Below are 8,697 nucleotides of genomic sequence, written 5' to 3'. Positions count from 1 at the left end.
AAGAAGTAGGAAAGAAATTAGTAAAAGTAGGGAAATATTTTGCAAGTTCGCAAATTTGTAGTAATTGTGGATATAAAAATAAAGAAGTAAAAGATTTGTCTATAAGACAATGGAAATGCCCAAATTGTAAAGTAGTGCATGATAGAGACATAAATGCAGCGATAAATATAAGAAATGAAGGCATGAGAATAGTCTTAGGATAAAATAAAAAATAAAGAACCGTGGGATGCACGGGGATAGCTTGCTTATGCTTACAACAAAAGTTGTATCGAACAAGAAGCCCCCACTTCTAAGCGATAGCGAAAGTGGTGGGAGTACATCACAAAACTCCAATAAAGATTTATTAGGCAAAGTAGCTTCATCATATATCAAAAAAAATGCTATTTGCTATTTAGATACATCAACAACAGTTCAATATATGTGCAAATACATCAAAGAAAAATCTACTATATATAGTAATTCCATTGATATTATTGAACAATTAAAAGATAATGCTACTTTAGATTTACATCTATTAGGTGGCAAACTCAATCCAGTAAATCGTTATTTTTTTGGTAGTGAAACTTTAACTATACTTGATAATATCCGTTTTGATATCGCCTTTTTAGGAGCCGCTAGCATCAATGAAGATGGCTTCTATACCTTTGAAAATGAAGATGCTGCTATCAAACATTTAATTGCCAAAAATTCCGCACTTGTCTGCGTTCTTGCAGATTCGGGAAAATTTCTCTTGCAACCTGCTTATAAATTTGGTAAATTAAGCGATGTAGATATCGTATTGACTACAAAAATGCCCCCAAAAGCTATTGTCACAGCATTAGCCAAAGCCAATTGCTCACTATTTTGGGATTTTAATGACAAAGTTAAAGGAGAAAATATTTTATGAGCATAAAATTAATAGCCTTAGATATGGATGGTACTTTGCTTAATCGACAAAAACTTGTTTCCGAGGAAAATGCCTCAGCTATAAAAAGAGCTATGGATAAAGGTATTTATGTAACTATTGCCACTGGTCGTATGCCAGCGTCTGCTGTTTATTTTGCTAAACAATTAAATATGAATTGTCCTGTAATATCTTGTAATGGCGGTGTTGTTAAAGATTTAAATACAGGAAAAAGCATCTATGAAGCTCACTTTCCTAAAGATACAATAACAAAATTAATTTCCATATGTTATCAAAAAAATTGGTATATTCGTTGGTATATTGGTGATACTATTTATATTCGCTATGTAGATATGGATATGTTCCTTGCTTATAAAACCACAAAAGGATTAAATATAGTAGAAGTTGGCGATGAATTTGAGAAATATACAGAAAATGTTACGCAATTAGTCGTTTGTGATTTAAATGGAAATATCCAAAAAATACAAGATGAATTATCAAATATATTTAAAGATAAAATCGGTTTACAGCAAAATACTGAATATACTATGGATATAACACTACCTAATATCAATAAAGCTGTAGGCTTAAGTAAATTAGCTCAGTATCTGCAAATAGATAAAAGTGAAATCATGGCCTGTGGTGATGGTGATAATGATTTAGCTATGATTGAGTATGCCGGTCTTGGTGTTGCCATGGGAAATGCTATTGATGATGTAAAAAATATAGCTCAATTTATCACCAAAGATTGCGATGAAAATGGTATAGCATACGTTATTGATAAATTTATATAATAAAAAATTGTATTGATAAAAAAGAAAGCTTGGCTAATATGCCAAGCTTTCTTTTTATATTAATTATTTGTCCACAGCTAATTTATTTATCATAACTTTATCTTTTTTTATATTTTTCAAAGTAAATATACTAATAAAAGTAATTATTAAAACTGCTGACCCTAACATAATATACGTATTCTGAAATCCATAATTCAAATACATGCCTCCTGCTATAGATGAAAAAATCACTATAGCTAATTGTTTTGCCAAATTAAATCCTAACAAATAAACACTAGCCGATAATCTAACATCAAAAACTTGTGTTATATATTTCATTACAGAAACTAACATTAATGGCATTTCAAAAGCTGCAATTAATCTAAAAATAGATAACATTGTTATTGACGTAAATATTGCACTTCCTGCTATACGAATAAAAGTTAATACGCCAAACAATAATAAACCTTTTTTAGCTCCAATTTTATTTACTAATGCTGGTGCAAAAATCATTAAAATAGCTTCAATAGCAGTTTGAGCTGCACATAATTTACTAAATGTATCTATTCCATTTGCTTTAGTATCAAAAAAAGTTACATAATAATTTGGAAATTGTTGATCAAACACATCGTATATTGCCGCTGTTCCAACAATTATTAACGCAAAAAACCAAAAATCTTTTAATTTTAAAATTTTAAATACATCATTCTTAGTAATAACAGCATTATTAGTTTTCGTTTTCTCTATAACATCTTTTTTTACTGGTGCTAAATACAATAATACACACAATATTGCGCCTGATATAGAAGCTGCCCAAAAAATACTTTCTGGATTTTGTAAAAATAAAATACCTCCAACAAAACTTGCTGTTGCTCCTGCAATCGAACCAAAAAGACGTACATGTCCATATTCAAATCCATTACTACGACTAACTCGCTCGATATATGATTCTACTACACCGACGCCTCCATACAAGCACAAACTCATATAAAAACTACAAACAAATAAACCAAGCCAAAAATTATATTCAAGCAAAGGAATAAATATCCAGTTAAAAAATACACCAAAAAAAATCATGGCTCCAGCTATAATAGCAAAAAGATTCTTTTTATATCCTAATTTATCTTGAATATATCCAAAAAATGGATGATAACAAAGTGCTGCTAAAGATATACCAGAAAAAATAAGACCTGATTGTACTTCATTTAAATGAGCATTATCTTTAAGCCAAATAGGTAAAAATGCAAATGTTATCGCCCATGTAAAAAAATAAAAGTAAAACATTCCACCATAATTAAAAAAATCTCTTTTAAATACTTTACTCATAAATTACACCTACTTTTTTCTTAAAGAATCAAAATCTACATTTCTTGTATCCATTACAGGTTCTCCAAAAATAGGAAAACCATCTTTATCCCATTCTATAACTTGTACTCTTGTATGACGATTAGGATCATATAATGGATCTCCTTCAATGTCTGTATAATTTCTTGCATGATAGACTAATAAATCTTTCATTCCATCTTCTGAAACTGTAAAACTATTATGACCTGGACCATATTGTTTATTTTTATAAGATGTTTTAAATACTGGTTTTTCTAACTTTTTCCATGATTTAGGATCTAATAAATCATCATTTTCATTCACAACTAACATACCCATACAATAATTTTCATCTGTTGCACTAGCTGAATAAGTTAAAAATATTTTTCCATTTTTTTTCAATATTGCTGGTCCTTCATTTACCCAAAATATTTTTATCTCCCAATCTAATAAAGGCTGTGTTAACATTACAGGTTTCGTTCTTAAAGTCCAAGGGTTTTCCATTTCTGCAATATATATATTAGAATGTGATTCATAATTTACATTTCTATCTTCTTGAGCCCAAATATAATAAAGTTTTCCTTTATGTTGCAATATTGTAGCATCTAATGAAAAAGATTCCCAACCTGTTTTAATTTGTCCTTTTTCAGTCCATGTTCCTGTCAATGGATCAGCATCTAAACATTCTATTACATACATACGATGATTAAAAGTTATTCCCGTAACTTCTTTATTAGGAGCTGCAGCAAAATAAATATACCATTTTTTATCTATATAATGAATTTCTGGAGCCCAAATTAATTCACTCATATCTCCATCTAAATGTTTTTTCCAAACTATTACTGATGGAGCTTTAAATAATTCATTAATAGTTTTTGATTTTCTAATTTCTATTCTGTCATATTCAGGTACAGATGCTAAAAAATAATAGTATCCATCTATATGTTTATAAATATATGGATCTGCTCTTTGTGTTACTACAGGATTTAAATATGTATAATCTTTCATAATATCAACCTACTTTTTAAATTTATTGAAAATTTTATATTATTTTTTCTTTCGATAAATATATTACATTTATATTTTTCTAAAGTCAATACTTTTTATTAAAATATTTATTTTTTTATTAATTATAAATTCTATTTTAGTATTTACTTAATTATACTTTATAATTAAATTTCTAAACTATATTCTTTATTCCTTAAAATATGTCAAAAAAAATCATAATATAGTATAATCATATATACATAATACATTTTAAGGAACGATGTTTTAATGCGGGAATATTTTACTAAAAAAGATACACTTTTATTTGCTAAAGCAATAAGTTCACCACTTAGATTAGATATACTTCACTATGTTTTTAAGAATAAAGGTACTAGTTTAAATGATTTAGCTGATACTTTCAATGTATCTAGAGCAGCTATCACGCAGCATTTAAAAATTTTAACTGATGCAGATTTAATAGAAATAAAACCTCTATTTGGTAATAAAGAAGCTAGAAAAGCTTGTTATGTTAAAGAAGACCGCTTCGTAATTTCACTTGTTAATCAATTCAACACAGATAACTTCTATGAAGTAGATATTCCTATTGGTCAATATATTGCACATAATATTACACCGACATGTGGTATAGCTACTACAGATAACTTAATTGGTAAAGAAGATAATTCTAGTTATTTTGATGATCCAGAACGTATGAATGCTAGCATTTTATGGTTTAATACAGGTTTTATTGAATATAGATTACCTAATTATCTAGAAAAAGATGATAATATTTTAGAACTTCAATTAACCATGGAAATATCTTCTGAAGCTCCTGGAGTTGCTGAAAATTGGCCAAGTGATATATCTTTCTATTTTAATAATCATTTTATTGGAAAATGGACTAGCCCTGGTGATTATGGTGAAAATCAACGTGGTATCTATACGCCTGAATGGTGGCAAGATAATTGGAATCAATATGGTTTATTAAAATTATTATCTATTAATGAGCATGGTACATTTATTGATGGAAAGCAAATTTCTGATATAACCATATCATCATTAAAATTAACTAAGGATGTTCCTTTTTTATTTAAAATGGCTGTCCTTGATGATGCTAAACATAAAGGTGGATTTACTTTATTTGGTAAAAATTTTGGTAATTATAATCAAGATATTAAATTTAGAGTTTTCTATGAAAAAAAAGACGTTAATTCTTAAAGAATTAACGTCTTTTTTTTATTTTTCCAATCCATATTTTTTAATATAACGATATAAAGTAACACGGCTTACACTCAAAAGATTAGATAAACGACTTACGTTTCCGCCAGCTGCTTTCCATGCTTTGAGGAATATTTCTTTATCTGTTTTCCATTTATTATCTGGTTTTACGCTACCCATTAAGTTGATATCTGTAGGATAGATTTCATGTCCACTTGTATTAAAGAATGAATATTCCAATACACTTTGTAATTGTTTGATATTTCCTGGCCAATCGTAATTTTTCAATACTTCTAAGGACTCAGGTAATAATACTTTTGGTTCCATTTGATGCTGTTTAGACAATTCTTCAATGATGTTAATAGATAACATCGGTATATCATCTCTACGAGAACGAAGTGATGGTACACGTATAATACTGCGAGAAATTATATTAAATAATTTTTCATCGAATTGACCTTTTTCAGTCAAACGTCTTAAATTTGCATCACTTGCAGCAATAATGCGTACATCAATACTGCGTTCTAAACTTTCACCGATACGATGAGTTTTCTTTTCGGATAAAGCTTTAGCTAACATTTTAGCAATAGAGCTTGGTAATTTTTCAATTTCATCAATGAATAAAGTACCTTTACTTGCTAATTCTAATTTACCTGGATGACTAACATCAGAATCTGTAGCTGCACCAAAGATATCTTGTTCCAATAATTCTGGTGTAGAATCTGCACAATTTATAGAAATCAATGGACCTGCCATACGCATACTAGCCATATGAATACCATGCGCTAAACGCTGTTTACCAATACCAGCTTCACCTTGTAATAAAATATGATTTTTATTGCGAGCTAAACGATAAGCACGTTCTTTCATCTGTACAAAAGCTTTACTTTCTCCCACCATAGAAGATAAGCTATATTTTGCCGTATAACCAGAAGCATGAGCTACTAAAGTACGTAAATCTTCAATTGGCATAGATACTGTAACTACACTTTGTACATCTTCAGAATTTTTTAATGGTACAACAGTAGTAATATCTTCATAAGTTTTATTATTAGTAATCCATGTAGTTTCTCGATTATAACAAGAAACGCCTTGGAACCCATCATAAATAGGAGTATGTGTATAATTCAATACAACATCTTTTAAATGAGCTGTTTCTTTATTTTCATTTATAGCATTAATAGCGGATAAACGTTCTTCACCCATGCGATTTGCATAAACGATTTTATCTTCAGACATAATATGATATACAGCAAATGGCGCTGCATCTAAAATAGCTTTTTGGGCTTTGATATTCAAAGATTGTCTAATATTTAATTCTAAAGCAGTTTTTAATGTAAATAATAATGCTAAAACTACATCTTGAGGAATTTTTTCATATTCCATTACAGTTAAAGATACGATATATGTTAATTCCCCATTGACCATAATTGGCACAGAACCACTATTCATTTCATGTAATTCTTCAAGCCAAACTTCTGGGCCAAATACCCAAAATGGTACTTTATGTTCTTTTACAATATTACAACTAAGTGTACCTACGTTTTTCGTAGTTAAGCTTACGCCTTCTAATCTATCAATAAGTCTTGATGTTGGATTGGCATATTTTTTTAGTACAGTACATTCTGAATCCATGATAGTTAAACATAGATTATATTCATGTAAAAAGTCCACAATACTGTCGATAAAATTATCTAAATACTCAATAGCATCACTGTGTTTGCTTTGTAATTGAGCCAATTCATATGCTGATAATCTAGCAGTTGCTGGAATTTTTTTAGGATTAACTTGATATTGCTTAGATAATTCCCATGATTCTTTTATCCATGGATGTACATTAGGGTCAGTTATCCCCTTATTTATAAAAATTTTGTAATAATTTATTAATTTTTCTCGATTTCGATGTTCTCTAATCATAATATTTATAAACCTCTATTCTGTAAAGTTTGTCGCCTAAAATCTTTAAGATACTAACTATTTTAACAAGTGTGTAACAAACTATCAATTATTTTCTAAAAAAATAATAACATTTGTACAAAAAATATTGTTTATTTGTTAACTTGTGAGCTAAAATTATATTTGTTATACTTTATTCATAAATTAAAATGTTGAGGATGGTTTTTTCTATGGCTAGAATGAGTAAACGAATTAGTAATAAAATTACTAAAACAAAAGAACAACAAAATGCACCTAAAGAACAGAAAAAGTACGGTAAAGATATTTGGTTAATCCTATTAATCGTCATTAACTTCTTATTATTAGTAACTATGTGGGAAAGTTTAATTTTAGCTCCAATAAGCTTTGCTACTTACTTAGTTTTAGAAATTGCTTTAGTAATTATGTATGCTAATCGTCATGCAAAAGTGTCTGATAACGTTAGAGAATGGCTCTATAAGGCACAGATTTTCTTTATGGGTATTATTTTACTTCTATTCTTATATACAGTAGTTGCTTATATATTCGGTTAAAATAAAATATAAAATAAAAAGGCTAGTTAGATATAATCTAACTAGCCTTTTTTATAACCGAATTAATAATTGTTTGCTTTAATTTCAAAGAATGCTTTTGGATGAGCACATACAGGACAAATTTCTGGAGCTTCTGTACCTTCATATACATGACCACAGTTTGAACACATCCAAATCATTTTTTCATTGCGTTTGAAAACTTTATCTTCTCGAATATTTGCTAATAATAAATTGTAACGAGCATCATGTTCTTGTTCAATTTTAGCAACCATTTCAAAGAGGTTAGCAATGCGAGTGAAACCTTCTTCACGTGCTACTTTTGCGAATTCTGGATACATAGAAGTCCATTCTTCATGTTCACCAGCAGCTGCTGCTTTTAAGTTTTCTTCAGTAGTACCAACTTTATCTACTAATTTAAACCAAATTTTAGCATGTTCTTTTTCATTTGCAGCTGTTTCTTCAAAAATTTTAGCAATCTGAACATAACCATCTTTTTTTGCCTTAGAAGCATAGTACGTATATTTATTACGTGCCTGAGATTCACCAGCAAATGCCGCCCATAAGTTTTGTTCTGTTTTACTGCCTTTTAATTCCATTCAAACCGCTTCCTTTCCAATTTACTTTCTTATTTTTTAAATCTAACTAAAAAATAATTATTATTAATTAATATTATATACTATTTTTCTTGATAGTCAAGATATTTTCATGTGATAGATTGTATAATGAAGTGCGACACCTAGAAAAATAAAAAACTCACTATGAATTTTCGTGTAAAATAAAGTTACCACACCAAATCCACACGAAAGGAAAATTCATAATGAGCTATCATCATCTTACCATATCTGAACGTATTCGTATAGAGGTTCTTTCTATTTTAGGTTATTCTACTCGTTTTATTGCTAAATTTTTGCATCGTCATCATTCTACTATTGCTCGAGAACTATCTCGTAATAAAATTAAAAATGAATATGTCTCTATATCTGCTCACAATAACTATCTTAAACGTCGTAAAAATTCTTCTCACTCTAGTAAATATAATGATGTT

Annotated in this window: 10 protein-coding genes; 6 read left to right on the top strand and 4 right to left on the bottom strand. The window is 28.9% G+C overall.

The annotated features are described in order from the left end of the window. The 3 genes from BMX03_RS10650 to BMX03_RS10640 all read left to right on the top strand — a co-directional run. The coding region (locus tag BMX03_RS10650; protein WP_143052092.1) for a zinc ribbon domain-containing protein at positions 1–203 on the top strand (203 nt) is incomplete at its 5' end. Between the two features lie 44 nt (positions 204–247). Next, on the top strand, positions 248–886 hold the full coding sequence (locus BMX03_RS10645) for a DeoR/GlpR family DNA-binding transcription regulator (RefSeq protein ID WP_255361491.1): 639 nt from the start codon (positions 248–250) through the stop codon (positions 884–886). Beyond that, a complete protein-coding gene (locus tag BMX03_RS10640; protein WP_015561931.1) occupies positions 883–1,677 on the top strand; it encodes a Cof-type HAD-IIB family hydrolase in 795 nt (264 codons plus the stop codon). The genes BMX03_RS10645 and BMX03_RS10640 overlap by 4 nt, the downstream gene beginning before the upstream one ends. 63 nt (positions 1,678–1,740) lie before the next feature. Here BMX03_RS10640 and BMX03_RS10635 read toward each other — a convergent pair whose 3' ends face one another. Together BMX03_RS10635 and BMX03_RS10630 are read right to left on the bottom strand one after the other, a co-directional pair. After that, entirely contained in the window at positions 1,741–2,982 is a 1,242-nt protein-coding gene (locus BMX03_RS10635; protein WP_091695348.1) for an oligosaccharide MFS transporter, read from the bottom strand. A gap of 9 nt (positions 2,983–2,991) precedes the next feature. Further along, complete coding sequence (locus BMX03_RS10630) at positions 2,992–3,987, bottom strand: glycoside hydrolase family 43 protein (protein WP_091695345.1); 996 nt, start codon at positions 3,985–3,987, stop codon at positions 2,992–2,994. Positions 3,988–4,254: 267 nt separating this feature from the next. Here BMX03_RS10630 and BMX03_RS10625 point away from each other — a divergent pair, with 267 nt between their 5' ends. Then, positions 4,255–5,184: an ArsR/SmtB family transcription factor gene (locus tag BMX03_RS10625; protein WP_091695343.1), complete on the top strand. Its 930-nt coding sequence runs from the start codon at positions 4,255–4,257 to the stop codon at positions 5,182–5,184. Positions 5,185–5,202: 18 nt separating this feature from the next. Here BMX03_RS10625 and BMX03_RS10620 read toward each other — a convergent pair whose 3' ends face one another. Next, entirely contained in the window at positions 5,203–7,101 is a 1,899-nt protein-coding gene (locus BMX03_RS10620) for a sigma 54-interacting transcriptional regulator (RefSeq protein WP_091695340.1), read from the bottom strand. 209 nt (positions 7,102–7,310) lie between these two features. On the opposite strand from BMX03_RS10620, the gene BMX03_RS10615 reads away from it, so the two are divergent. Continuing rightward, positions 7,311–7,652, top strand: a complete 342-nt coding sequence (locus BMX03_RS10615) for a hypothetical protein (RefSeq protein ID WP_008539292.1) — start codon at positions 7,311–7,313, stop codon at positions 7,650–7,652. 62 nt (positions 7,653–7,714) lie between these two features. Here the strand turns inward: BMX03_RS10615 and rbr are convergent, their stop codons facing one another. Then, positions 7,715–8,248 (bottom strand): rubrerythrin, encoded by a 534-nt coding sequence (gene rbr, locus BMX03_RS10610; protein ID WP_091695338.1) that lies wholly within the window; start codon positions 8,246–8,248, stop codon positions 7,715–7,717. A 221-nt stretch (positions 8,249–8,469) separates the two neighbouring features. Between rbr and BMX03_RS10605 the strand changes: the two genes are divergently transcribed. Then, the coding region (locus tag BMX03_RS10605; protein WP_143052099.1) for a helix-turn-helix domain-containing protein at positions 8,470–8,697 on the top strand (228 nt) is incomplete at its 3' end.

The organism is Megamonas sp. Calf98-2 (assembly GCF_900110235.1).
GTDB classification, from domain to species: Bacteria; Bacillota; Negativicutes; order Selenomonadales; family Selenomonadaceae; genus Megamonas; species Megamonas funiformis.
The sequence above is the reverse complement of the archived record's forward strand: the minus strand, read 5'-3'. Positions and strand labels throughout refer to the sequence as shown.